Genomic DNA, 24,854 nt, shown 5'->3' with positions numbered 1-24,854 from the left:
ATGAAAAAACAAGACTTATTTAAAGGTTTACTTTTAGGAATACTAGTAGCATTAACTTGTAGCTTCGTAATTTTTTTAGTAATCTCTAAAGGAAATACCGAATTTTCTTTAGCTTATCAATATTTAAAAGCAAACGATTTGGTAGGAAAAGTAATTACATTAGGCTCAATTCCTAATTTATTTTTGTTTTTCTTTTTACTAAATAGAGGAAAAGAAATGATGTCGCGCGGTATAATTTTATCGTTATTTGTATTAACTATTTTTACTTTAATTTTATAATGAAATACTACATTATTGCAGGCGAAGCATCGGGCGATTTGCACGGTTCTAACTTAATGAAATCGCTTTTAAAACACGACTCAAATGCCGAGTTTCGGTTTTGGGGTGGCGAACTTATGCAAAATGTAGGCGGAACTTTAGTAAAACACTATCGCGATTTGGCGTTTATGGGTTTTATTGAAGTTGTATTTAACTTAAAAACTATTTTAAATAATATTAAATTTTGTAAAAAAGATATTGAAGCATTTCAACCCGATGCTTTAATTTTTATCGATTATCCAGGTTTTAATATGCGAATTGCCTCTTGGGCAAAACAAAAAAAAATTCCTACGCATTATTATATTTCGCCTCAAATTTGGGCTTGGAAAGAAAACCGAATAAAAGCGATAAAACGCGATGTTGATTATATGTATGTTATTCTTCCGTTTGAAAAAGATTTCTACGAGAAAAAACATCTATTTCCTGTTGATTTTGTAGGTCATCCGCTTTTAGATGCTATTCAAAATAGAAAAGAAACAACCACTGAAGAATTTAGAAAAGAAAATAATTTATCTGAAAAACCAATTATTGCACTTTTACCTGGTAGCCGAAAACAAGAAATTAATACGAAACTTAAAGTAATGCTTTCGGTTGTTGATTATTTTACTGATTATCAATTTGTTATTGCTGGAGCTCCAAGTCAAGACTACAGTTTTTACGAACCTTTTTTAGTAAATAAAAACGTTCATTTTGTATCGAATAAAACCTACGATTTGTTAAATGTGGCTCATGCTGCATTGGTAACATCGGGAACGGCAACTTTAGAAACCGCTTTGTTTAACGTGCCCGAAGTGGTTTGCTACAAAGGTAGTTGGATTTCGTACCAAATTGCCAAACGCATTATTACGCTACAATACATTTCATTGGTTAATTTAATAATGGATAAACCGGTAGTTACCGAATTAATTCAAGGCGAGTTGAACACTAAGAATCTGAAAGCCGAATTGCAAAAAATAGTTAGTGGCGCTGCTAGAGAAAAAATATTGCAAAATTATGTCGAGCTAAAACACAAACTAGGCGATGGTGGCGCAAGCGATAAAACGGCGCAATTAATTGTTTCTCGATTAAAGAATTAATTGTAAATTAGCGTTAAAACAACATGTGAAAGTTTACGCTTATCCTTTAATTCCGTTTACACTTTTACTTGCATTAGGAATTGTTTGCAACAGCTATTTTACAATTCCTTATTTCATTTCTTTTGGATTACTGCTACTTTTAATAGGATTACTTTTTTATTTTAATTGGAAAACCAAAAAAAATAGAAAAGCAACTTCGTTATTTGGAATAACAACGTATTGCCTTGCTTTTTTGCTCGGGTTATTTTTACAAAATAGCCATTTTGAACCGCAAAAAAATAATCATTATTCGCGTTTTCTTGAAAGTGAAAATAGTGTAAAAGGAATTGTTGTTTCAAACTTAAAGTCAAGCGCTAAAAACACGAAACATATTTTAAAAATTGAAAAGATTAATCAAAAAATTGCAAGTGGAAAACTACTCGTTTATATTGAAAAAGACAGCACAACTGAAATTATTCCTGGAACCGAAATTATTTGCTTGGCAACATTTCTTAAACCTTCTGGCGAACAAAATCCGTTTCAATTTAACTACGCGGCTTATTTAGAAAACAATAACATTTTTGATCAAATTTTTCTAAAAAGAAGCGACTATAAAGTTGTTAACACACAGCAAAATTGGGATTGTTTTTGGTTTACTTTTCAAAAGAAATTAGCCAATAGTTTTGCCATTCACAATTGGGACAACAACACACAATCCGTAGTAAATGCGTTGCTTTTAGGACAACGAAAATTGCTCGACGAAAAAACACTTACTGCTTATTCTGATGTGGGCGTAATTCATATTTTAGCCATTTCGGGTTTACACGTTGGTATTTTATATATTTTTCTTGTATGGATTTTAAAGCCAATAGGAACCTCTAAAAAAGCTAGAATTATTCGTTTTTGTATTACCATTTTAGTGTTGTGGAGTTTTGCTTTTATTACTGGTTTTTCGGCTTCTGTTTCGAGAGCTGTTATAATGTTTTCGCTTTTTGCTTTTGGCAAAATTTTAAATAAGCAAACCAATACTTATAATATTTTGGCAACTTCTGCCTTGCTTTTATTGGTTTATAATCCAAATTTAATTTTTGATATTGGTTTTCAAATGAGTTACTCGGCTGTTTTGGCAATTGTGAGTTTTAATCCGTATTTTAAGTATTTTCGTATTAGTAAAAATAAAATTGTCTCTTTTTTTACTGATATTTTAGCTGTTTCATTAGCAGCACAAATTGGTGTTTTGCCTATAAGTTTATACTATTTTCATCAGTTTTCGCCTTTGTTTTTGGTTGCTAATTTAGTTGCGATTCCACTTACAACAGCAATTCTTTGGTTAGGATTAATTACACTTGGTCTTAATTTTGTATTTCCAAAATTTTCGGTTTTAATTGGGAAACTCTTACAACTTCTTATTCATTTTATGAACGAAAGTATTGCTTGGTTTTCAAATTTTACTACTTTTATTTTCAAAAACATTCCGTTTACTTTCATTTTAGCATTTATTTTTTCGGTAGTTGTTCTATTTTTATTAATTGCTTTACGAAAAAAAACGTATGCAGCGACTGTTGTATTTCTTAGTTCAATTTTAGTTTTTCAATTGGTATATGTTGGAACAAAATTTTACAATTACAGTAAAGAAGAAACTATTATTTATGCTTCAAAACAAACTTTAATATCTTACAAAAAAGGAACTACAATTTATGCTTTTTCTACTAATTTTAATGAAAACAGAACTGCTTTAAACCAATACAAAACAGGTGTTTTTAGCAACACTATTGAAGAAAATTCTTTGCGAAACGTATATTTATTTAACCGCAAAAAAATAATAGTAGTCGATAGTTTTGCCGTTTATCCTAATATAAAAAATGTAGATTGTGTAATTTTAACCGAAAACCCAAAACTGAATCTAAACCGATTAATTACTGAATTGAACCCGAAAGTAATTGTTGCAACCAGTAATACTAAATTTTATTTACTTACTTTATGGAAATCGACTTGTGCAAAAAGAAAAATCCCTTTTCATGCTACTGCCGAAAAGGGATTTTATACGTTAGAATAACGGAATTATTGCTTTTTTAAAATAGCATCTGCTACTTTTATCCAAGCTTCTGGGCCGCCTGGTACATATCCTGTTTTTCCTAATTCGTCTAAATTTACTTTTTTACCTTCTTGTTTTACTGGCTTTACAAACCAAATGGTAGGAAAACCTGTAACTTGAAACATTTGTTGCATTTGAGCATTTTGCTGCTGCAATTCAGTTGGCAACTGCTTTCTTTTAGGGTAATCGAGTTCTACTAAAACTACATTCTCGGTTGCCCATTTTGCAAATTCTGGTTTTTGAAAAACTTCTTTTTGAAGTTTGATACACCAACCACACCAGTCAGAACCTGTAAAAAACAAGAATAAAGGTTTGTTTTCGTCTAAAGCTATTTTAGTTGCTTCAGATATATCGGTGTGCCATTTTAATTCTTGCGCTTGTGTTGTTAACCCAAAAAAAGTTAACATTATAATGATTGCTAATTTCTTCATTTTAATAATTTTTCAAATTTCATTGCAAATACAATGCCAATATTATTTTACACCGTGCATTAATTTTTTAATAACCGGATATAAAACTGCTGATAAAACTGCCAATCCAAATGAAATAAAAGTTAATAACCAGAAGAAGCTACTCAATCCTTTTTCTTGAGCAATTGCCTCAGAAGATTCTGCAAATACACCTGCTAACTTCATCCCTATTGCAACTGCTAAATACCAAATACCAAACATAAAGGCAATCATTCTTCCAGGAACTAATTTAGATACGTATGACAATGCCACTGGAGAAACACATAATTCTCCCATAGTATGGAAAAGGTAAACTAAAATTAACCAAATGATACTAACTGAAGCTGTTTTAGCTCCTGGCTCAATGCCACCTGCACCAATAGCAATTACAGCCATTCCAAGACCTAATAATCCCATTCCTATTGCCCATTTCATATTTGCATTTGGATTGTATTTACTTTCCCACCATTTAGAAAACAATGGTGCTAATGTTATAATATACAATGAATTTAAAACTGAAAACCAAGACGCTGGAATTTCAGCAGAATCTTTTTGAAATTCCTCATTCAACATCCATATTGCAATGAACCATATAATTACAAAACTCAATGCTAAGAAAATATTAGATAAAGCATATTTTGCAAATGTCTTTTTAAATAATAAATATAAAACCCAAGAAATGATTCCTAAAGGAATAATTGTCATTAAAGAGTTTACAATTTTAAATATAAATCCGGCATCTCCTTCTAATACTCTATTTGTATAATCTTTTGCAAAAACAGTTAATGAACTTGGTGATTGTTCAAAAATTGCCCAAAAGAAAATAGTTACGAAAGCAAAAAATACTACTGCTAACATTCTATCTCTTAAAACTGGAGTATATTTAGGAATACGAATCGCAAGTAATATTATAAAAATTACAAATGCTAGTAATATTGCAATTGTTGAACCTGATAAACCAGCAATTTCAAATGGAAAAACATTGTATTTCCCTTCAGAAATTTTAGATATAGGATCATTAAAAATCCAAAGCATACCCAATAATGAAGCGATTGCAATTAATACTTTTTGACCGCCTGTAAAAGGGTTTCTTCCAGCCTCAACTTCTTTTTCATCTGAAGTTAATTCATCAATTACATCAACATTTTTATTTTTTGGTTCTTTACCAATTTCGCCAAAAATTCCTTGCGCTAACCAAAATTGTAGTAAACCAAATAACATAAAAATGCCTGCAACACCAAATCCCCAAGACCATCCAATTTTTTCACCTAAATAGCCACAAAGTAAAATTCCTAAGAAAGCTCCAGCATTTACACCCATATAAAAAATTGTGTAAGCGCCATCTTTTTTCTCTTCTTTACCTTTATACATCTCAGAAATAATAGAAGTCATATTTGGCTTAAAAAAACCGCTACCAATAACTAATAAACCTAAACCTGAATAAATAAAAAATGATGTTTCAACTGCCATACAAGCATGTCCTAAAGTCATTAATAACGCCCCTACAACAACAGCTTTACGAATTCCAATAACATTATCAGCAAAATAACCACCAACCATAGTTGATAAATACACTAATGATGTGTACGTTCCAAAAATTGCAAATGCCCATTCGCGAGGCCAACCCCATCCATCATCTAATAATGAAGCAGTAAAAAATAATACTAATAAGGCACGCATTCCGTAATACGAAAAACGTTCCCACATTTCTGTAAAAAAAAGTACAAACAATCCCGCTGGATGTCCTAATACTTTGTCTTTAAATAGGTTTTCAATATCTGTATTCATATAAGTTAGTTTAGTTAATTTATTATTAGTGTACGTTACCCATTAATTTATTTAAAACAGGTGCTAAAAGTAAGGCAATTATTCCAGCTCCAATAGCATAATGCGAAATAATTTCAAAACCATCGGTATACAACGCTAAGGTTTGCATTCCTCCAGTCACCTCTTGAGAACCTTCTACTGCAAGTTTTTTTGATATAAAGCCTACAATTTGAAAAGCATATGCTGATGACAAAAACCATATTCCCATCATAAAAGCGACTATTCGTTTTGGAGATAAATCTGTAATTTTTGACAATCCTACTGGCGACATAAACAATTCTCCTATTGAAAGTATAAAATACATTATCATTAAATACGCAAAAGGGACCATTCCTTGAGCATTAGCATCATGTTTACTTAATGATAAGATATAAAAACTCAAACCAGCAAATAAAAGTCCTAATCCAAATTTAACAGGAGTTCTAGGGTTTAACTTTTTCCTACTTAAAAACGCCCAAAACAAAGAGATTGGAATTGATAATGCAATAATAACCAAAGAATTCAAAGAGTTTGTTTGACTGGCATTCATAATTCCAGCTAAATCTACATTTCTATCTGCAAATAATGTAATTACACTTCCAGAAAGCTCATGAAAACCCCAAAACAAAGACATAAAAACAGTAATTACTATGGCTACTATTAATTTCTTTCGTTCATCTGAAGTAGCCTCTTTTAATACCTTTATTAAAAATATAATAATTCCAACTCCAATTACTTTAAATAATAAATTAACCGCATTTTGATCTCCTAGCCAAGTTCCTTCTTTCCCTAAAGACTTGTAACTATAAAGCAAAAAAGCAATTACTGGAACTGTTAAAAAAGATAAAACTGGAATAGCTTTTTTAGCATCAAAACCCAATACTTTAGGCAAAGTTTCATTAGGAGCCATTCCTTTTTCTCCAAAAACATTTGTTCTAATTCCGTTCCAAAAAGCCAACAATCCTAATAACATTCCAAATCCTGCTAAACCAAACCCATAATGCCAACCATAAGTTTCTCCTAACCATCCGCACAATAACGGAGAAGCAAATGCTCCTATATTAATTCCCATGTAAAAAATGGTAAATCCAGAATCTTTCCTTGGATCTCCATCTTCATAAAGGGAACCAACAAATGTTGAAATATTTGGTTTAAAAAAACCATTCCCTACAACAATAAAGGCCAAAGCCATAAAGAAGGCAATATCATTTTCAACAGCCAAAACAAAGTGTCCAATTGCCATTAAAATACCACCTAAAAAAATTGAGGCACGCATTCCTAAAATTTTATCAGAAATTCTACCTCCAATAACCGTTGAAGCATAAACCAAAGAACCATAAGACGCATAAACTGCTGCTGCTGCAATATCTTTATCTTCAAAAGCTTTAAAAATTTCTTTAACCATGTAAAGCATCAACAATGCTCTCATGCCATAGAAGCTAAAACGCTCCCACAACTCTGCAAAAAACAGATAAAATAATCCTTTAGGATGCCCGAATAATTCTTGTGATTTATTTGTCGTAGTATCGCTCATATTATATTTTTTCTAAAATAAAATTAGTCATTTTTGTATAGAGTTGTAAGCGGGTTTTACCGCCGTAAATTCCGTGATTTTTATCGGGATAAATTGCCCAGTCAAATTGTTTATTCGCTTGAATAAGCGCTTCAATCATTCGCATTGAATTTTGTACATGTACGTTATCATCAGCCGTGCCATGAACTAATAAAAAATTTCCTTTTAATTTACTTACATGACTTAATGGTGAATTGTTATCGTAACCACTTTCGTTTTCTTGCGGTGTTTGCATGTAGCGTTCGGTATAAATACTATCGTAAAAACGCCAACTGGTAACTGGTGCTACTGCAATGGCAGTTTTAAACACATCGTTTCCTTGAAAAATACAATTAGAAGCCATAAATCCACCATAACTCCAACCCCAAATTCCAATTCGTGACGCGTCAATAAAATTATTTTTTGCTAATGCTTTAGCAGCATCAATTTGATCTTCAACTTCGTATTTCCCTAATTCTTTATAGGTACATTTTTTAAAAGCTGCGCCTTTAAATCCGGTTCCTCTACCATCAACACATGCAACAATATATCCTTTTTGTGCTAACATATAATACCAATAATCGTCATAACTATTCCAATTATTATCAACACTTTGCGAACCTGGACCAGAATATTGATACATCAATAATGGATATTTTTTTGATGGATCAAAATTTTTAGGTTTAATCATCCAAGTGTTTAGCTTGTGTCCTTTTTCGGTGGTTACTTCAAAAAATTCTTTTTGAGACAAATCGTAATCGGCTAATTTATTTTCTAATTCAGAATTATTTACAATTTCTTTTACAACTTTACCATCTTTAGTTAAACGAAGCGTATAAGTTGGTGCTTTTGTAGCACTTGAAAATGAATTGATAAAATAATCAAATTTTGGGCTAAATGTTGCCGCATTTGTTCCCGATTCAGTTGTTAATCGCTTTTTGTTTTTTCCGTTGATACCAATTGAATATACATCTCTATTAATTGAACCATTTTCAACCGATTGATAATACACTTTTTCAGATGCTGCATCAAAACCATAAAAATTAGTTACTTCCCAATTTCCGTTTGTAATTTGTTTTTTTAACTTTCCGTTTTTATCGTAATGGTAAATATGGTTGTAGCCATCTTTTTCAGACGTCCAAATAAAACTATTATCATCTAAAAACGTTAAATTATCAGTTACATCAACATAGGCTTTATCAGTTTCTTGAAGAACTACTGAATATGATGCTGTTTTACCATCAATAAATAGTAAATCTAAATTATTTTGATGACGATTAAGTACTTGAGCACTCAAAACATTAGCCTCTTTAGTCCATTGTAAACGGGCGATATAAAAATCGTTATATTTTGACAAATCAACTGGTGTTGTTTTTGTAGTTTCAATATCGAAAATATGTAACGAAACTGTAGCATTAGTTTCACCTGCTTTTGGATATTTAAATACATCTTGAGTTGGATATAAATCGGAACCATAAACATCCATAGAAAACTCAGGAACGTTTGACTCATCAAATCGGATATAGGCTATTTTATTACTGTCTTTATTCCAATCGAAAGCACGAACAAAAGCAAATTCTTCTTCGTAAACCCAATCGGTTGTTCCGTTTATAATACTATTCTTTTTACCATCATTTGTAATTTGTAGGGTTGTTTTTGAAACTAAATCAGTTACATAAAGATTATTTTCAAAAGCATAAGCTATTTTATTTCCATCAGGCGAAAATGTAGGTTCCTGAATTTTATAATCGGCAACTTCGGTGAGTTGTTTTGTTGTTAAATCATATACAAAATAGTTTGCCACAAAAGAATGCCTGTAAATTGATTCTGAGTTATTTGCAATAAGTAACTTTTTTTCGCTTGCATCAAAAGAATAACTATCAATACCGCTTAAATTTGGGAAATTTTTAGAATCAATAATTGTTGAAACTTTATTTAATGTTGCAAAATCATACAAATCAATTTGCATAGATTTCGCACTGCGGTCGAAGTTTAAAACCGTATATTGATTGGAATTTTGCAAAGAATGTAATTCATCCATGCCTTTGGTTCTAAATGCTCCAGACCAAATTTCTTCAAGTGTTACTTGTTTTTGAGCCGTAATTGAAATTGTTGATAATAAGAATAATACAATTAATAATCTAGTTGATTTCATAGAATTTGATAAAAAACTTTCAAGTTTAGTGAAAATTTATGAAATAACCATAACTTTAACTCACTTTAATATAAATTATTACTACTTGCTATAGTAAACTCTTTCGTATCTTTGCGCTTCAATTTATTAAAAGAAAATGACACAAAATATAAAAGGTTTTTCTAAACTATCTAAAGAAGAAAAAATAGATTGGATTACAAGCACGTATTTTCAAAATCCAAACGAAGCTAAAAAAATTATTTTACAATATTGGAACACCAATAAATCGCTTCAAAAACTACACGATGAGTTTATTGAAAACACCATCACCAATTTTTATTTACCTTATGGGGTTGCTCCTAATTTTTTAATTAACGATAAAAATTATACTATCCCAATGGCTATCGAAGAAAGTTCGGTAGTAGCTGCTGCATCTAAAGCCGCTAAATTTTGGGGCGACCGTGGTGGTTTTAAAGCAACCATTATTGGTACAGAAAAAATAGGTCAAGTACACTTTTTATTCAACGGAAATTCTGAAAAATTACACCATTTTTTCAACGAAATAAAATCAAAATTTTTTTCCGATACCGAAAATTTTACCAAAAACATGCAAAAACGTGGTAATTCTCGATATTGAATTGCGAAACAAAACTTCGAACTAGAGAATTACTACCAACTTCATGCTACTTTTAATACTAAAGATAGCAGGCGCCAATTTTATCAACAATGTTTAGAGCAATTTGCCAAAACATTAGAAAATGAAGCACAGCATTTTGATAATTTTAATGAAGAAGAAAAAATATTCAAGTAATTATGAGTATTTTGAGTAATTATGTGCCCAATTGTATTGTGCGTGGCTGAAGTTTCGTGCCCAGTTGGAAACATGAGCGATGACAAAAATATCAACCCAACTGAATTTGCTGAAAAATTTGTAAACGCATTAAAAATTGCCGAAATTGAACCCTACCGTGCTGTTACTCACAACAAAGGCATCATGAATGGAATAGATGCTGTGGTATTGGCAACGGGCAACGATTTTAGAGCCGTTGCTGCAGGTGTTCATGCTTATGCAAGTCGATCTGGTAAATATAGTAGCCTATCTCATGCAAAAATCGAAAACGGAATTTTTACGTATTGGCTAGATGTTCCATTGGCTTTAGGTACTATTGGCGGATTAACATCATTGCATCCATTAGTTAAATTTTCATTAGAACTTTTAGGCAAACCTTCTGCCGAAGAATTAATAAAAATTGTTGCCGTAACGGGTTTGGCTCAAAATTTTGCAGCGGTTCGTTCGTTAACAACTACAGGCATTCAACAAGGGCACATGAAAATGCACATCATGAACATTTTAAACCAGCATCACGCAACAAAAGAAGAAAAACAACAGGTTTTAAACTATTTTAAAGACACTACTATTTCGCATAGTTTAGTGGTTGATTATTTAGAAAATCTTAGAAAATAAGCTTACAGTTTTGGTTTAACAGAAATTATATAAAAAGCTCTGCGAAACTCAGCGTCTGAGTATCACTGTGAAACAACTTTTACACGAATATTCGCTAAGAAAACAAAAAAGACACACAAAGATAAATGGAAATTAAAAAATTCTACAGTAACGGAAAATTATTACTCATCGAATATGTTGTATTAGATGGAGCTAAAGCATTACTGTTCCTACAAAATTTGGACAAACATTAGAAATAACCGAAGATAATGGTTTTGCTTTTCATTGACAAGCTACGATGTAGATCAATCGGTTTTGGTTTCAAGACATGATTACATTTGAAGAAATTGTTTCAAAAATAAAGTAGAAATTAACAATTCTATTAAAAACAAACTGATTGATTCTTACCAAGCCTATAAGCAAAATCCAAATTTTATTGATAACCCAAAGGTTACCAATAAAACCTTTTAACTTTCCCTCGACTTTGGTTTGGGCACCTCATCAACGTTAATCAACAACATTGCACAATGGTTAGAAATTGATGCGTTCGAATTGCTTAGAAATAGCTTTGGAGGTAGCGGTTATGATGTTGCTTGTGCGCAAACCGATGCTCCAATTGTTTATCAATTAGAAAATGAAAAACCTTTTTTTGAAAAGTAAACTTTAATCCTGTTTTTAAAGAAAATATTCATTTTGTGTTATTTGAATCAAAAGCAAAGTTCGCTGCTATTGCAAAATTATTTAGCAAAACATCATACTGTCGATAAAACCATCGCGAAAATTTCAGCTATATAAAAACAGTAACCATAACCGAAGGTCGTGGACTTGCTTTTTAATGGAAAACACCAAGCCATCATGAGTGATGTTTTAGAAACGAAACCGTAAAAGAAAAATTATTCCCGATTAAAAGGTAAAAGTTTAGGTGTTGGGGCGATTTTGTGAAGACAACCAAAAGATTATTAGAAAAAGGTTATACACAATTTTGAGTTATGAGAGATGGTGTTAATGTCAAGCATAAACCGATTTCACCTAAAGGTTCGTAATGATTAACAATATTATTTTATAAAATGATATTAAATAGGAATGAGAAAATAAATGACTAATCTTATTAGACTCTATTGTAAATAGCTAAAAAGTTTAGGTGCTTGGGGTGGCGATTTTGTTATGGTCATTTCCAAAGACAACCCAAAAGATTATTTTATAGAAAAAGGTTATACTACAATTTTGAGTTACGAAGAAATGGTGTTGTAGCAATTTTACATGTGTTTTGTCACTCTGTAAGAGTCTAATAAAGATATTGAAATAAATTCAGCATAACAAATCAAACCTCAAACTGATAACCAGCGTACACTTCTTCAATTTCTTTAAAAACATCTAGCAATTGGTGTAAACCATCAGTAGTAACTAGCTTTTGTTTGTATTCTTTAAAGCCGTGAATACCTTTAAAATAATTGGTATAATGACGACGCATTTCTACAACGCCAACTCTTTCATTTTTCCATTCCACACTCCAAATTAAATGATTTCGAGCTGCTTCAATTCTATCTTTCATAGTTGGAATTGGTAAATGTTCGCCAGTTTTCATGAAATGCTTAATTTCATTAAAAATCCAAGGATAACCAATAGCTGCACGACCAATCATAATGCCATCGATACCAAATTTATTTTTATATTCTAACGCTTTTTCGGGCGAATCAATGTCGCCATTACCAAAAATTGGCATTGTAATTCGTGGATTGTTTTTTACGCGTGCAATATGTGCCCAATCCGAATGACCTTTATACATTTGTGCTCTTGTTCTTGCATGAATACTCAATGCTTGTACGCCAATATCTTGTAAGCGCTCGGCAACCTCATCAATATTTATCGAAGCTTCATCCCAACCTAAACGGGTTTTTACAGTAACAGGCAACGATGTGCTTTTAATAACCGCTTTTGTTAATCGCACCATTAAATCAACATCTTTTAATACACCTGCTCCTGCTCCTTTTGATACCACTTTTTTTACCGGACAACCAAAATTGATATCCACCAAATCGGGTTGAACGGTTTCTACAATTTTGGCACTCATGGCCATAGCTTCTTCGTCGCCACCAAAAATTTGAATCCCCACTGGTCGTTCGTAATCAAAAATATCGAGTTTTTGACGACTTTTTATAGCATCACGAATTAATCCTTCCGAAGAAATAAATTCAGAATACATTAAGTCGGCTCCGTGAAGTTTACATAATCTACGAAACGGCGGATCACTCACATCTTCCATAGGTGCTAACAGCAATGGAAATTCGGGTAGTTCTATAGTACCAATTTTAGGCATAGTACAATTATTTTTTGCAAAGGTAGTTTTTTATAAATAGTTTATAAAATCTTCTTTTCGGTTAAATATTGCCAATATCTTTTAGGTACGTGTTGAATATGTAATTTTTGGTTTTTTCTTTCTTTAATGTTGGTATGGTCAAAATACTCTATCCATAATTTTTGGTAATTCAGTTCATTATTGTGCAGTAACTCATTGGTATTGGAATCAAAATCGGGCAATTCTATTATTTCAATCGAATGCAAATTATAATAAACACCATAATTTCGCATTATATCATAAATTATCCATTTTTGATCTTGATAACGTTCTTTAAAATGTCTGGTTATTAACGGTAAAACATTAAAATCAGGATTTATTTTAGCAAAATAAACATCATCTTTTAACAATTCGAACCGAACGAAAGCTTCCATTCTATGTTTTTCTCTTCCAACGCTTTTTACAATTTTAGAAAATTGCAACACGTATTGATTGGCATAATCTTGTAAAATATTTTTAGTTGGGTTAGCTATAGCATAAAAAATTACTTCGGTTAATATTTTTTCTGCGGCTTCATTTTCTGAAAAATAAACAAACAACAATTCGCGCACACCGTTTTTACCTAGTTGTTTTTCTAATCGTTTTATAACTCTATCCGATTTTTCTTTATTGGTTACAACAGTAGTAGATGTAGCAAAAAAGGTTTTTTGTTGCGTTGTATGTTTTAAAATACTAGCATTTTGGTATTTAAATTCATAAATTTCAAAAATGGCAGTTAAAAAACCTTCAAATGTACTATCGTAAAAAAGAAGTGTCATTTAGTAAAGATAATTGTTTGCTAAAAGGTTTTTCAAATTTACTTTTTGTTTCGTTTAACAATAACTCTTTTAAAAAAGGGCTATCTAAGTACTGTAAATGTTTAGTGTTATGTAGTACTGAAATAAAATATTTTGCTCGGTTTAAAGCAACGCCCATTTTTTTTAAATGATCTACTGTTAGATTTTGAAACCGTCTGGCTTGTACAATTTTATAAGCCGATTTTACACCAATTCCGGGAACACGCAAAATCATTTCTAAAGAATCGAATTGTATATTAACAGGAAACTTATCACGATTTCTAAGTGCCCAGCCCAACTTTGGGTCGACCTCTAAATCTAAAAAAGGATTGCTTTTTTCCACAATTTCATCGGCATTAAAACCATAAAAACGCATTAACCAATCGGCTTGGTACAATCTATTTTCTCTTACAATAGGTACTTGCGTTCCAAGAGCAGGTAATCTAGAATCGTTTGCAACAGGAACGTACCCAGAATAATACACTCGTTTTAAATTAAAATTGGAGTAAAAATGATTGGCTACTTTTATTATTTGAAAATCGGTTTCTTGTGTAGCGCCAATTATTAATTGTGTACTTTGACCTGCTGGAGCAAATTTTGGTGTCGATTTTATTTTTTTCTTTTCGTCTTTGTATTGAATAATTTCATTTTTAACAAACCCCATAGGTTTAATCATTTGTTGATGATTTTTATCGGGTGCTAATAATTTTAAACCCGATTCTGTTGGAATTTCGAGATTTACACTTAATCTATCGGCATACAAACCTGCTTCACGCATTAATTCATCGCTTGCGCCTGGTATTGTTTTTAAATGAATGTAACCATTAAATTTATGCTCTAATCGTAGTTTTTTGGCTACTCGAACCAAACGTTCCATGGTATAATCGGGATTTTTGAAAATTCCCGAACTTAAAAAAAGACCTTCTATGTAATTTCTTCGGTAAAAATTAATTGTTAAATCGACTACTTCTTCAACGGTAAAAGCAGCTCGCTTAATATCGTTACTTTTTCGAGTAACGCAATAGGCACAATCGTATATACAAAAATTAGTTAATAAAATTTTTAACAGCGACACACACCGACCATCTTCGGTGTAAGTATGACAAATTCCTGAAGCAGAAGAATTGCCCAATCCTTGGTCTTTATTTTTTCGATTACCACCGCTTGATGAGCAGGAAACATCGTACTTAGCTGCATCGGCTAAAATTTCTAATTTTTCTTTAATTCTATCGTAGTTCATAGCTTTTTTTGGTACTACAATTTTACTAAAAAATTACATACCCCTATGTTAAATTTAGAAACTTTAGCAGTTGTTTAAGCGAACTGAATAATCTAAAATTAAATATAATTTCTTAAAAACTTTAAAGTATATTTGCAGATTATTGCGTGAAGGATAGTAGCGGCATCTTTTTTATGATTTTGTGAAGCATTGCGGAACAAAATGGTAAAAAAATAAAGCGAATAGCCTGACCGAGTTTGCAAAACTAGGGCACGCCCAAAACTGAAAAAAAGTTCAGTTTGACAAATAGATAGAAGATGAAGAATATTAGAAATTTTTGCATTATTGCACACATTGACCACGGAAAAAGTACGTTGGCAGACAGGTTATTGGCAGCAACTCAAACCGTTACGGCTCGCGAAGAAAAAGCGCAATTGCTTGACAATATGGACTTAGAACGTGAACGTGGTATTACCATAAAAAGTCATGCTATACAAATGGAATATGAATACAAAGGCGAAAAATACATTTTAAATTTGATTGATACGCCGGGCCACGTTGACTTTTCCTACGAAGTTTCGCGTTCAATTGCTGCTTGTGAAGGCGCTTTGTTAATTGTTGATGCGGCGCAAAGTATTCAGGCACAAACCATTTCGAATTTATATTTGGCTTTAGAAAATGACTTAGAAATTATTCCTGTTTTAAATAAAGTAGATTTACCTAGTGCCAATCCAGAAGAGGTAAGCGACGATATTATTGATTTATTGGGTTGTGATTTAGAAGATATTATTCACGCTTCGGGAAAAACAGGTTTTGGCGTTGAAAATATTTTAGCCGCTATTATTGAAAAAATTCCGCCTCCAAAAGGTAATTCTGATGAGCCCCTACAAGCTTTAATTTTTGATTCGCATTACAATCCATTTCGTGGCATTGAAGTAATTTTCCGTGTGATTAATGGCGAAATTTCGAAAGGGCAAAAAATTAAATTTATGGCAACCGGCAAAGAATATTTTGCCGATGAAGTAGGTACATTAAAACTAAACCAAGTTCCGAAACAAAAAATATCGAGTGGCGATGTAGGCTATTTGGTTTCAGGAATTAAGGAAGCAAAAGAAGTAAAAGTAGGAGATACGATTACTGATGCTAAAAATCCTACCAAGAATATGATTACGGGTTTCGAAAACGTAAAACCGATGGTTTTTGCTGGTATTTACCCTGTAGATACCGAAGATTTTGAGGATTTACGTGCTTCGATGGAAAAGCTTCAGTTAAACGATGCTTCCTTGGTATTTGCTCCAGAAAGCTCGGCTGCATTAGGCTTTGGTTTCCGTTGTGGCTTTTTAGGAATGTTGCATTTAGAAATTATCCAAGAACGCTTGGAACGCGAATTCGACATGACGGTTATTACAACTGTTCCGAACGTATCGTATTTAGCATATACTAAAAAAGAACCAGACACGGCTATTGTGGTAAACAACCCATCGGATTTACCTGAGCCTTCAAAATTAGACCGTGTAGAAGAACCTTATATTAAAGCAACTATCATTACCAAATCGGATTTTGTGGGTAATGTTATGAGTTTGTGTATTGAAAAACGTGGAATTATTACCAATCAAACGTATTTAACCACAGAACGCGTAGAATTAAATTTCGACATGCCTTTGGCTGAAATTGTATTCGATTTTTACGATCGTTTAAAAACGGTTTCTAAAGGATATGCGTCATTTGACTATCATCCTATTGGAATGCGAGCTTCAAAATTAGTGAAGTTAGACGTGTTACTAAATGCGAATCAGGTAGATGCGCTTTCGGCTTTAATTCATGAAGATAATGCGTATAACATTGGTAAAAAAATGTGTGAAAAATTACGTGAGTTAATCCCACGGCAACAGTTTGATATTCCAATTCAAGCTGCAATTGGCGCTAAAATTATTTCGCGTGAAACCATAAAAGCACTAAGAAAAGACGTTACTGCAAAGTGTTATGGTGGTGATATTTCGCGGAAACGTAAACTTTTAGAAAAACAGAAGAAAGGTAAAAAACGTATGCGTCAAGTAGGAAATGTAGAAATTCCACAAGAAGCTTTTATGGCAGTTTTAAAATTGAACGATTAGCAACGTTTTATTCTTTAAAATACTTAAACAAAAAATGTATCGGGAACAGAAAAACATTATTAAAATATTCTCGATACATTTTTTTGTTTCATTTCACTTTAAAAATTTTTATGCGTTAAACCAAATGTTATGCTTTCGTAAAATTTTGCTGTTTTAAGTTTTAAGTACTAGTGTTTCTTATTTTTTTGAAATTATTTCGTTACTTTTGCTTAGAACCGATTTTTTCTTACAAAATGAAAATTCTATTAACGTATAGTATTACTTTTTTTGGTTTTTTAATTTGCTTTAGCCAAACCATAACAGTAGATGATACTTATAGTTCTGAAAATTTAGTTGACGTATTACTTAATAATCCTTGTGCCGAAATTAACAACATTTCTATGTCTGCTGGTCAATCGGTAGCTTATTTTAATCAAAACGGTTCAACATTTCCGTTAACAGAAGGCGTTTTAATACGAAATGGTATAGCGGCTTACACTGCTGGCACTTATACCAACACTAATGTAAGCTCGCCGTTAAACAATGATACCGATACTTTTTTGCAAAATTTAAGCCTTCAAAGTAGCGGACAAAACACACCTATAAGAGATGTTGCTTTTTTAGAATTCGATTTTATACCTTCTTTTAATTCGTTTAGTTTTAATTTTTTATTTGCATCGAACGAATATGGCGAATACCAATGTATTTCTAATGATATTTTTGCATTTGCACTTACCGATTTAACAACTGGAACTACAACAAATTTAGCGGTTGTTCCAGGAACAACAAACCCAGTAACCGTAAAAAACATACGAAATTCGGCTTACAACAACACCTGTAACTCCTCAAATCCTGGTTTTTTCAGCACTTACAATGTTACCAATCCTTCAAATGCTACTTTAAACATGAGAGGACATACGGTTGTTTTAACCGCTGGAGCAAATGTTATTCCAGATAATCCGTATAAAATACGATTAGCTATTGCCGATTATGGCGATTCTGATTTTGATTCTGCAGTTTTTATAGCAGGAGGAAGTTTTGTTATAAATTTCGATTTAGGTAATGATCAAACGATATGTAGCGGCGATGAGTACCTATTAGATACAGGACTAGATAATTCCTATACTTTTCAATGGCTACAAAACGGAGTTGTAATTGCTGGAGCAACAAATGCTACTTACACCGTTACAGAAGCGGGAGATTATACGGTTATTATAGACAAAGGTGCTTGCCATATTGAAGATACTATACATTTTACCGATTTAACAATTAACACGCCTCAAAATATATATGTTTGCAACAATGGTTCGCCTAATGCTTCTTTTAATTTAACAACAAACAATGAAGCATATTTAGGCATAGATGATGGTATTTACGATATTTATTATTACGCTTCTGCAGCTGATGTGATTAGCAATAACCCTATTGCAACTTCTGATTTGACGGACTTTCAAAGTAGCGGGCAGACCATTTATATAAAGTTATTTAATACAGAAACTGATAACTTTTGCGATGCCGAATATACTTTCGATTTAATTATTACTAATGCAGTTATTGCACCCACTAATATTACAACTAGTATTTGTAGCAGTAGTTCCAATCTATCCTACGATTTAGCCGTGCATAACACAACTGTAATAAACGGACAAACGGGCGATTATACTATTTCATATTACACTACTGAAAACGATGCAATAAGTGCCTCAAACGCAATTAATAGTAGTATTTCAATTCCTTCAGGAATAACAACAATAACTTATTGGATTCGTATTGAAGATACTTATAACCCAAATTGTTTCGATGTAACACCTGTTGCTATAAATTTATTACCGCTACCTGTTATAGATAGTATCGAAAATATTGTAGCTTGTAGTACTACTACTCTGCCTACCATTACCAATGGTTCTTATTTTTCCGAAGCTAATGGCTCAGGCATCAATCTAGGACAAGGCGGAGCTACGCCTGTAATTGAAGATGGTGGTATTTATTATATTTTTGCTGGACCCGATGCAAATGGTTGTACCAATCAAACTAGTTTTACTATTACTTTTATAGATGAATATACGCCTACACTCGACAACTGTGGTAGTTTTACCGTGCCACTTCCTCCAGAAGGAATTGGTGCTTTTTATTCCGAAGCAGGCGGACCAAACGGAAGTGGAACTCTAATTCCTTCGGGAACTTTGTATGAAAATAATACAAACGCAACCATTATTCAACCTATTTATTATTATGCCGAAATAGATGATGTTGTTTGTAGAGATGAACTTTTTAATATTCATATTCATCCGCTACCCGAATTAGAAGAACCTAACGATGTAACCTATTGCGATAGTTATACGCTACCTGCATTAACAAATGGCAATTATTTTACAAACGTTAACGGCACAGGAACACCATTATTCGCAGGAGATGTTATATCCACAACGCAAATTGTTCATGTGTATAACGAAGTTAGCCATATTAATCATGATGGTACTATGGGAATTTGTGGCTTAGATTATCCGTTTATTGTTAATATTATTGACACAGGTATATTTACTAATATTACCGCTTGTGGAGCATACACATTACCAACCATTACATTTGGCGGCTATTATACACAACCTGGTGGACAAGGAACTAGTATTGACCCTTCTGTTCCAATTACCAGCTCTCAAATTGTTTACTATTATGCCAATACTACCGAATTACCAAATTGTACCGAAAATTTAAATTTTAACATTACTATTAACCCTTTACCTTTAGTAGATGAAATTGCAAGCGCTACTTATTGTGGCGAGTATGTTTTACCAGAGTTAAACAATGGTACATATTATTTATTATCTGGCGGGTCATCAACGCCTGACCAAGTTCAGTTATTCTCAAACACTGTAATTGATTTAAGCGGCACTGCATTGGCTCCTGGAACGTATTATGTTTACAATGGTCCAGATAGTAATGGTTGTACCAATGAATGGTCGTTTACTATAACCATTAACCCAAACCCTGTTACAGATGAAGTATTAAACTCAATTGAATGTAACCCTTATTCTATTACTACACCAACAAACGGAACAATTTATACTGCTACAGGTGGACCAAACGGAACTGGAACAGTAGTAAACCCTTCCGATATATTTAACGAAGACAATACTTTTTATATGTATAATGAAGATGCTGTTACAGGCTGTATTGTCGATAATCCGTTTACCGTTTTTTATAATGGCATTAATCTTCCCGATTATCAAAACATTGCAGTTTGTGATACTGAAAATTACCAACTTCCTATTTTAACACATATTCCACCAGAAGCTACAACCAATTATACTATTGGTTATTTCTATGAAACTGGTGGTGTAAATCCAATTCCAAATGGTAGTGTGTTTAACACTCCTGGCACATATACTATTTATGTTTATGCCGTAAACAATGGTCGATTTGGTATTTCATGTGTTGAAGAAGATAGTTTTGTTATTACAGTTTCAGAAACACCTTCGTTGCCTGATTATTCAGTTTATAACGGTAATTATTGCACAAGTTTTACGTTACCTACTTTACCTGCTGGCAATTATAATGTAAATTATTATTCGGCTTCTGGTGGTAGTGCCGCAACTGTTATAAATCCTTCTAACTATACTTACAGCATTCAGGCAAACGATGCTCCCACTACTTATGACATTTGGGTATATGCTACAGCAAATAACAATACTACTTGTATGGCAGAACAACATTTTCAGTTTACTTTGTATCCGCCATTAGAATTTACTATTCCAGATGGAATTATTTGTGTAGATCCAGTTACGGGAAATACTTTAGAAGGTTACGTATTAGAATCGGGTCTTAACCCTAGTTTATATACAGTAGAATGGTATTTAAACAATAGTACAAATCTTGTAGGAAATGGTGTAACCTATACTGCTCTTGAAGCAGGTACCTACACGGCTGTTCCTGTAATGTTAAGTCCCGAAAATCCGCCAAACTGTAATTACTTGCCTGCTCAGGTTACCGTAACACAATCGAGCACAGCAGTAGCTTCGGTACAAGTTACTTTACCTTTTGAAAACATTGCAACAGCAATTGTAACTCTTGAAAATGGTTTTGGTAGCTATTTATATTCGTTAGATGGTAACGATTTTGACACAAATAATGAATTTTACGATTTAAGTTCTGGAGAACATAACGTTACTATTAGAGATGTTTATGGAAATTGTGGCGATTACGTAGTAAATTTTACCGTAGTAAAATATCCAAAATTTTTTACACCAAATGCCGATGGTTATAATGATTATTGGAATATTTGGGATTTACGCAAAGATTATCCAAATGCAGTAATATCAATTTTTGATCGATACGGTAAACTTTTAAAACAAATTTCGCCTTTAGGAATAGGTTGGGACGGAAACTATAACGGACACCAGCTTCCTTCAACCGATTATTGGTTTACTGTTGATTTTTTGTTTGAACAACAAGAGAAACAATTTAAATCGCATTTTAGTATGAAACGATAAAGTTTTTTAAGGGTTTTGCATAAATTCTTCGGCTTTTGCTACCATGTTTTTACTGCCGCAGAAAAATGGAACACGTTGGTGCAATTCTGTAGGTTCAATTTCCATAATTCTAGTAAATCCATCAGAAGCTTTTCCACCAGCTTGTTCTGCTAAAAAAGCCATTGGATTACACTCATACAACAAACGTAATTTCCCTTTTGGTGCTTTAGAACTTGTAGGATAAATATAAATTCCGCCTTTAATCATATTTCTGTGAAAATCGGACACTAAGCTTCCTATATAACGAGAAGTATAAGGACGATCGCCTTCTTCCATTTGGCAATATTTTAAATAATTTTTTACGCCTTGCGGAAAATGGATATAATTTCCTTCGTTAATAGAATAGATAGTTCCGTCTTCTGAATACTTCATATTTGGATGCGACAAGTAAAACGTTCCAATTGCCGGATTTAAAGTAAAACCGTTTACACCAAAACCCGTAGTGTAAACTAACATAGTTGATGTTCCATAAATTACATAACCCGCCGCTACTTGATTTACACCAGGTTGTAAGAAATCTTGTAATTGAACAGGTGTGCCCATAGGAGTAACCCTACGATACACCGAAAAAATAGTTCCTACCGAAACATTTACATCAATATTAGAAGAACCATCTAGCGGATCCATTAACACCACATACTTATTGTTGTGGCTATTATCAGCACCAGCAACTGTAATAAAATCGTCGTTTTCTTCAGAACCAATTCCACAAACAATTTCTCTATTAATCAATGTTTGAATAAAGGTTTCATTAGCAAAAACATCAAGCTTTTGTTGGTCTTCGCCTTGTATGTTTTGTTCGCCAGCAGCACCTACAATATCTACTAATCCTGCTTTATTAACTTTATAATTTACAACTTTTGCGGCTAAACGAATAGAATTGATAATTCGCGATAATTCGCCTGTTGAATATTGAAAAGAATTTTGATTTTCGATGATAAATTCACCTAAAGTTGTGTTTTTTTCTTCCATTTTAGAAAAAGTGTTGTGTTATTTGTGCAAATATCGTGTTTTTTTGTTATTCGATTAAATATTTCGTAAAAGATGTTTTTCTTAGTAGTACATTTGCAGTAAATTATCTTTTATAATGATTATAAGAAGAGGGACAAAGCAAGATGTTTCGAGTATTTTAAGCTTAATTACAGAATTAGCCGTTTTTGAGAAAGAACCAAATGCGGTTGTTGTTACAGAAGCTGATTTACTACGCGATGGCTTTTCTGAAAACCCTTTGTATTATACTTTTATAGCGGAAGAAAATAAAGAAGTAATAGGAATGGCACTATACTATTACCGGTATTCTACTTGGAAAGGAAAAACCATTCATTTAGAAGATTTAATTGTTCGCGAAAACAAAAGGGGAACAGGTACTGGCTTTGCTTTGTACAAAAAAATTATCGAACAGGGTAAACTTGACGGTGTAAAGAGAATAGAATGGAATGTGCTTGAGTGGAATAAAAACGCTATAGAATTCTATAAAAAAAGTGGCGCAAAAATACTAAACGATTGGCGCGTTGTTCAAATAGATGAAAACGGAATAAATAATTTTATCAATCTTAATTCTTAATACTTAATACTTTTATCGTAATACGTTAGATAATGAAAATATTCAAATTTGGTGGTGCATCAGTAAAAGATGCCAATGGCGTTAAAAACGTAGCTGGTATTTTAACACAAATAGGTTTAGAAAATACTTTATTGGTAATTTCTGCAATGGGAAAAACAACCAATGCTTTAGAAATAGTTGTTCGCAACTATTTTAACAAATCAAACGAATTAAATGCTTCGTTACAAGAAGTTCGAAAATACCACAACCAAATTTTAATAGATTTATTTGAAGATGAAGAGCACGAAGTGTTTTATGAAGTTACTGCACTTTTCGACGATTTAGAATATTTTATTAGAAGCAACAAATCGCCAAATTACAGCTTCGTTTACGACCAAGTCATTAGTTTTGGAGAATTGGTTTCTACCACTATTGTTAGTTTCTATTTAAAAGAAATTGGTATCAAAAACAACTGGCTAGACGTTCGTAATTTCATTAAAACCGACACCAATTATCGCGATGCAAATGTAGATTGGGAACAAACCCAATCGTTAATTAAAAAAGGGGTAAAGAAAAACACTTTAAACATTACGCAAGGTTTTATTGGTAGCGACGAAAATAACTTTACTACAACTCTTGGGCGTGAAGGTTCCGATTATACAGCCGCAATTTTTGCATATTGTTTAAGTGCCGAAAGTGTAACCATTTGGAAAGATGTTTCAGGCGTTTTAAATGCCGATCCACGCTATTTTGAAAATGCTGTTTTACTCAACCAAATTTCCTATCGCGAAGCTATAGAATTAGCATTTTATGGCGCAAGTGTTATTCACCCAAAAACCTTACAACCTTTACAGCGCAAAGAAATTCCGTTGTATGTAAAATCGTTTTTAAACCCACTTTTAGCAGGAACTTCGGTTTCTAAAGGTGCCGATTTAGAACCGCACACCTCTTGTTTCATTGTTAAGAAAAATCAATTGTTAATTTCTTTATCATCATTAGATTTTTCTTTTATAATGGAAGAACACATTAGCGAAATTTTTGCTTTATTTCATCATTATAAAGTAAAAGTAAATGTTATACAAAACTCTGCTATTAGCTTTTCGGTTTGTATTGAAGATAAATTCAACAATTTTGACGAATTGCGTAAAACGTTAGCAAAGAAGTTTAAAGTTTCGTATAACGAAAATGTATCGCTTTATACTATTCGTCATTTCGACAAAAACTCGGTAAACGTTGTTGAAACAGGTAAAACAGTTTTGCTTAAACAAATTTCTAGAGAAACGTTGCAGATAGTTACTAAAGAGTAAATGCTTTATAACTAAAACATAATACAAAGCTTTATTTTTATTTACTAACTAACTTATCTTGCGTTTATTTGTAATAAACTATTTTTTTATTGCGAATTACGCAAACGTTTTAGTTTTTTACTCCTTTAATTTAAGAAATTCTTATTTTTTAATCAATGATTTTGTTCATTTTTTTTTG

Annotated in this window: 16 protein-coding genes and 1 pseudogene; 9 read left to right on the top strand and 8 right to left on the bottom strand. The window is 32.4% G+C overall.

Annotation, left to right across the window (positions count from 1 at the left end):
• Genes R2808_RS08630 through R2808_RS08620 form a run of 3 tightly spaced genes read left to right on the top strand, consistent with a single transcriptional unit; the run spans nt 1 to nt 3,429 of the window.
• On the top strand, nt 1-279 hold the full coding sequence (locus R2808_RS08630) for a hypothetical protein (protein WP_371270567.1): 279 nt from the start codon (nt 1-3) through the stop codon (nt 277-279).
• Nucleotides 279-1,394, top strand: a complete 1,116-nt coding sequence (gene lpxB / locus R2808_RS08625) for a lipid-A-disaccharide synthase (RefSeq protein ID WP_371270566.1) — start codon at nt 279-281, stop codon at nt 1,392-1,394. The genes R2808_RS08630 and lpxB overlap by 1 nt, the downstream gene beginning before the upstream one ends.
• A 25-nt stretch (nt 1,395-1,419) precedes the next feature.
• Complete coding sequence (locus tag R2808_RS08620) at nt 1,420-3,429, top strand: ComEC/Rec2 family competence protein (RefSeq protein WP_371270565.1); 2,010 nt, start codon at nt 1,420-1,422, stop codon at nt 3,427-3,429.
• Nucleotides 3,430-3,434: 5 nt separating this feature from the next.
• Here R2808_RS08620 and R2808_RS08615 read toward each other — a convergent pair whose 3' ends face one another.
• From R2808_RS08615 to R2808_RS08600, 4 genes are read right to left on the bottom strand one after another with little or no spacing between them, the layout of a single operon-like run.
• Complete coding sequence (locus R2808_RS08615; protein WP_371270564.1) at nt 3,435-3,899, bottom strand: thioredoxin family protein; 465 nt, start codon at nt 3,897-3,899, stop codon at nt 3,435-3,437.
• A 42-nt stretch (nt 3,900-3,941) separates the two neighbouring features.
• The gene (locus R2808_RS08610) at nt 3,942-5,705 is read right to left on the bottom strand and encodes a peptide MFS transporter (protein WP_371270563.1); all 1,764 of its coding nucleotides are present in this window, start codon (nt 5,703-5,705) and stop codon (nt 3,942-3,944) included.
• 25 nt (nt 5,706-5,730) lie between these two features.
• Nucleotides 5,731-7,257 carry a peptide MFS transporter gene (locus R2808_RS08605; protein ID WP_371270562.1) on the bottom strand — a complete coding sequence of 509 codons (1,527 nt, stop codon included), beginning with the start codon at nt 7,255-7,257 and terminating at the stop codon, nt 5,731-5,733.
• 1 nt (nt 7,258) lies between these two features.
• Entirely contained in the window at nt 7,259-9,430 is a 2,172-nt protein-coding gene (locus tag R2808_RS08600) for a S9 family peptidase (RefSeq protein ID WP_371270561.1), read from the bottom strand.
• A gap of 136 nt (nt 9,431-9,566) precedes the next feature.
• Here R2808_RS08600 and R2808_RS08595 point away from each other — a divergent pair.
• Both R2808_RS08595 and R2808_RS08590 read left to right on the top strand, forming a co-directional pair.
• Nucleotides 9,567-10,874: pseudogene (locus R2808_RS08595) on the top strand (hydroxymethylglutaryl-CoA reductase).
• 468 nt (nt 10,875-11,342) lie between these two features.
• Complete coding sequence (locus R2808_RS08590) at nt 11,343-11,513, top strand: hypothetical protein (RefSeq protein ID WP_371270560.1); 171 nt, start codon at nt 11,343-11,345, stop codon at nt 11,511-11,513.
• 661 nt (nt 11,514-12,174) lie between these two features.
• Here the strand turns inward: R2808_RS08590 and dusB are convergent.
• Genes dusB through R2808_RS08575 form a run of 3 tightly spaced genes read right to left on the bottom strand, consistent with a single transcriptional unit; the run spans nt 12,175 to nt 15,225 of the window.
• On the bottom strand, nt 12,175-13,170 hold the full coding sequence (gene dusB / locus R2808_RS08585) for a tRNA dihydrouridine synthase DusB (RefSeq protein ID WP_371270559.1): 996 nt from the start codon (nt 13,168-13,170) through the stop codon (nt 12,175-12,177).
• A gap of 41 nt (nt 13,171-13,211) precedes the next feature.
• Nucleotides 13,212-13,967: a TIGR03915 family putative DNA repair protein gene (locus R2808_RS08580; protein ID WP_371270558.1), complete on the bottom strand. Its 756-nt coding sequence runs from the start codon at nt 13,965-13,967 to the stop codon at nt 13,212-13,214.
• A complete protein-coding gene (locus R2808_RS08575) occupies nt 13,945-15,225 on the bottom strand; it encodes a putative DNA modification/repair radical SAM protein (protein WP_371270557.1) in 1,281 nt (426 codons plus the stop codon). The genes R2808_RS08580 and R2808_RS08575 overlap by 23 nt, the downstream gene beginning before the upstream one ends.
• A 296-nt stretch (nt 15,226-15,521) precedes the next feature.
• On the opposite strand from R2808_RS08575, the gene lepA reads away from it, so the two are divergent.
• Together lepA and R2808_RS08565 are read left to right on the top strand one after the other, a co-directional pair.
• A complete protein-coding gene (gene lepA / locus R2808_RS08570) occupies nt 15,522-17,318 on the top strand; it encodes a translation elongation factor 4 (RefSeq protein ID WP_371270556.1) in 1,797 nt (598 codons plus the stop codon).
• Between the two features lie 233 nt (nt 17,319-17,551).
• Nucleotides 17,552-21,787: a choice-of-anchor L domain-containing protein gene (locus tag R2808_RS08565; protein WP_371270555.1), complete on the top strand. Its 4,236-nt coding sequence runs from the start codon at nt 17,552-17,554 to the stop codon at nt 21,785-21,787.
• Nucleotides 21,788-21,793: 6 nt separating this feature from the next.
• Here R2808_RS08565 and fbp read toward each other — a convergent pair whose 3' ends face one another.
• Nucleotides 21,794-22,798 carry a class 1 fructose-bisphosphatase gene (fbp, locus tag R2808_RS08560; RefSeq protein ID WP_371270554.1) on the bottom strand — a complete coding sequence of 335 codons (1,005 nt, stop codon included), beginning with the start codon at nt 22,796-22,798 and terminating at the stop codon, nt 21,794-21,796.
• A 115-nt stretch (nt 22,799-22,913) separates the two neighbouring features.
• Between fbp and R2808_RS08555 the strand changes: the two genes are divergently transcribed.
• Nucleotides 22,914-23,390 carry an N-acetyltransferase family protein gene (locus R2808_RS08555; protein ID WP_371270553.1) on the top strand — a complete coding sequence of 159 codons (477 nt, stop codon included), beginning with the start codon at nt 22,914-22,916 and terminating at the stop codon, nt 23,388-23,390.
• Nucleotides 23,391-23,422: 32 nt separating this feature from the next.
• A complete protein-coding gene (locus R2808_RS08550) occupies nt 23,423-24,676 on the top strand; it encodes an aspartate kinase (RefSeq protein WP_371270552.1) in 1,254 nt (417 codons plus the stop codon).
• Nucleotides 24,677-24,854 lie beyond the last annotated feature (178 nt).

The organism is Flavobacterium sp., assembly GCF_041392005.1.
GTDB lineage: Bacteria > Bacteroidota > Bacteroidia > Flavobacteriales > Flavobacteriaceae > Flavobacterium.
Note: the sequence above shows the minus strand (reverse complement) of the source record. Positions and strands in the feature narration are given on the sequence as shown.

What these genes read in the sequence shown, in the direction of transcription:
- R2808_RS08630 (WP_371270567.1), top strand. Translation starts at nt 1, where the DNA reads ATGAAAAAACAAGACTTATTTAAAGGTTTACTTTTAGGAATACTAGTA.
- lpxB (WP_371270566.1), top strand. Translation starts at nt 279, where the DNA reads ATGAAATACTACATTATTGCAGGCGAAGCATCGGGCGATTTGCACGGT.
- R2808_RS08615 (WP_371270564.1), bottom strand. Translation starts at nt 3,899, where the DNA reads ATGAAGAAATTAGCAATCATTATAATGTTAACTTTTTTTGGGTTAACA.
- R2808_RS08610 (WP_371270563.1), bottom strand. Translation starts at nt 5,705, where the DNA reads ATGAATACAGATATTGAAAACCTATTTAAAGACAAAGTATTAGGACAT.
- R2808_RS08605 (WP_371270562.1), bottom strand. Translation starts at nt 7,257, where the DNA reads ATGAGCGATACTACGACAAATAAATCACAAGAATTATTCGGGCATCCT.
- R2808_RS08600 (WP_371270561.1), bottom strand. Translation starts at nt 9,430, where the DNA reads ATGAAATCAACTAGATTATTAATTGTATTATTCTTATTATCAACAATT.
- dusB (WP_371270559.1), bottom strand. Translation starts at nt 13,170, where the DNA reads ATGCCTAAAATTGGTACTATAGAACTACCCGAATTTCCATTGCTGTTA.
- R2808_RS08580 (WP_371270558.1), bottom strand. Translation starts at nt 13,967, where the DNA reads ATGACACTTCTTTTTTACGATAGTACATTTGAAGGTTTTTTAACTGCC.
- R2808_RS08575 (WP_371270557.1), bottom strand. Translation starts at nt 15,225, where the DNA reads ATGAACTACGATAGAATTAAAGAAAAATTAGAAATTTTAGCCGATGCA.
- lepA (WP_371270556.1), top strand. Translation starts at nt 15,522, where the DNA reads ATGAAGAATATTAGAAATTTTTGCATTATTGCACACATTGACCACGGA.
- R2808_RS08565 (WP_371270555.1), top strand. Translation starts at nt 17,552, where the DNA reads ATGAAAATTCTATTAACGTATAGTATTACTTTTTTTGGTTTTTTAATT.
- fbp (WP_371270554.1), bottom strand. Translation starts at nt 22,798, where the DNA reads ATGGAAGAAAAAAACACAACTTTAGGTGAATTTATCATCGAAAATCAA.
- R2808_RS08555 (WP_371270553.1), top strand. Translation starts at nt 22,914, where the DNA reads ATGATTATAAGAAGAGGGACAAAGCAAGATGTTTCGAGTATTTTAAGC.
- R2808_RS08550 (WP_371270552.1), top strand. Translation starts at nt 23,423, where the DNA reads ATGAAAATATTCAAATTTGGTGGTGCATCAGTAAAAGATGCCAATGGC.